Annotated in this window: 1 protein-coding gene and 2 pseudogenes; all 3 read right to left on the bottom strand. The window is 75.6% G+C overall.

Annotation, left to right across the window (positions count from 1 at the left end; genetic code table 11):
• Positions 1 to 487: universal stress protein (locus tag AC2W7G_RS15880; protein WP_485869291.1), on the bottom strand; the 487-nt coding region annotated here is incomplete at its 3' end.
• A gap of 41 nt (positions 488 to 528) precedes the next feature.
• Positions 529 to 1,038: pseudogene (locus AC2W7G_RS15875) on the bottom strand (histidine kinase); the annotation flags it as partial.
• 89 nt (positions 1,039 to 1,127) lie between these two features.
• Positions 1,128 to 1,514: pseudogene (locus AC2W7G_RS15870) on the bottom strand (potassium-transporting ATPase subunit C).
• Positions 1,515 to 1,585: the final 71 nt, after the last annotated feature.

Raw genomic sequence — 1,585 nt, 5'->3', positions numbered from 1 at the left:
GTCGCCGGCGCGCCACGCCGGGACGCTCGTCGTGGGGTGACCAGGTGGACGTCCACCGCGCCGGCGAGCGCGGCCACCCGCTCCCCCGTGGTGCCGGTGAACAGCCGGCGCAGCCGGCCGTGGCTGGACGTGCCGACGCGATCATCGTCGCGTTCGTCCCGACGGCGAAGTCGACGACCGCCGAGGCGGGCTCCTCCCCCACGACGGTGTGGAAGGTCGCGCCGAGCGAGCCGGCCAGCTGCTGCAGCCGCGCGACGCGCGCCGCGTCGGGACCGGCCAGGCCGTCCTCGACGATGACGTGCACCGCGAGCAGGTCGGCCGCGGACGAGCGCTGGGCCAGGCGGGCGCTGCGGCGCAGCAGGGCCTCGCTCTCGGGTCCCCCGGTGACGGCGACGACGATGCGCTCCCTTTGGCCGGCCAGGGTGCCGCGATGTCGTGCGAGCGCCGGTAGTCGTCCAGCGCGTCGTCGACCCGGTCGGCCAGCCACAGCAGGGCCAGCTCGCGCAGCGCGGTGAGGTTGCCGACCCGGAAGTACGACGCCAGCGACGCGTCGACCTGCTCGGGCCGGTAGACGTTGCCGTGCGCGAGCCGGCGGCGCAGCGCCTCGGGCGCCATGTCGACGAGCTGGATCTGGTCGGCCTGGCGCACCACCTGGTCGGGCACCGTCTCCCGCTGGCGCACGCCGGTGATGCGCTCGACGGCGTCGTTGAGCGACTCCAGGTGCTGCACGTTGATCGTGGTGATCACGTCGATGCCGGCGACCCGGACCTGCTCGACGTCCTCGACCCGCTTGGCGTGGACGCTGCCCGGCACGTTGGTGTGCGCGAGCTCGTCCACGCAGACGACCGCGGGCCGACGGGCGATGATCGCGGCGGTGTCCATCTCCTCGAACGTCGTGCCGCCGTGCTCGACGACGCGGCGCGGGACGACCTCCAGGCCCTCGAGCATCTGCGCGGTGTGCGGACGTCCGTGGGTCTCGACGAAGCCGACGACCACGTCGGTGCCCCGGTCGCGCCGCCGCCGCGCCTCGTCGAGCATCGCGTACGTCTTGCCGACGCCGGGGGCGGCGCCGAGGTAGACCATGAGCCGTCCTCGGCGCGTCGCCTCCACGTCCGGCATCCTGCCACTCAGCGCATCGCCGCGGCGCGCAGCACGGCCGCGTTGAGCATCAGGACGTCCACCCGCGGCTCGCCCAGCACGCCGAGCGTCCGGCCGTGGGTGTGCTGCGCGACCAGGCCGCGGACGGTCTGCAGAGACAGCCCCTGGGCCCGCGCGACGCGCGGCGCCTGCAGCTCGGCGTACGCCACCGAGACGTGCGGGTCCAGGCCGGAGCCCGACGGCCGTCACCGCGTCGGCCGGCACCTCGTCCTCGTCGACGCCCTCGCGGGCTGCGACTCGGCCCGCCGCTCGCGCACCAGCGCGACCAGGTCGGGGCTCTCGGGACCCAGGTTGGACCCGGCGCTGGCGAGGGCGTCGTAGCCGTCGCCGGCCGCCGAGGGCCGCGGCTGGAACAGGTCGGGGTCGTCGACGGCCTGGCCGAGCAGGGCCGAGCCGACGGCCTCGTCGGGGGTCGGTGGTGCGGTCG

The organism is Aeromicrobium sp. PFPM2_SD2, assembly GCF_057364525.1.
This window is presented reverse-complemented; position numbering and strand designations above follow the sequence as displayed.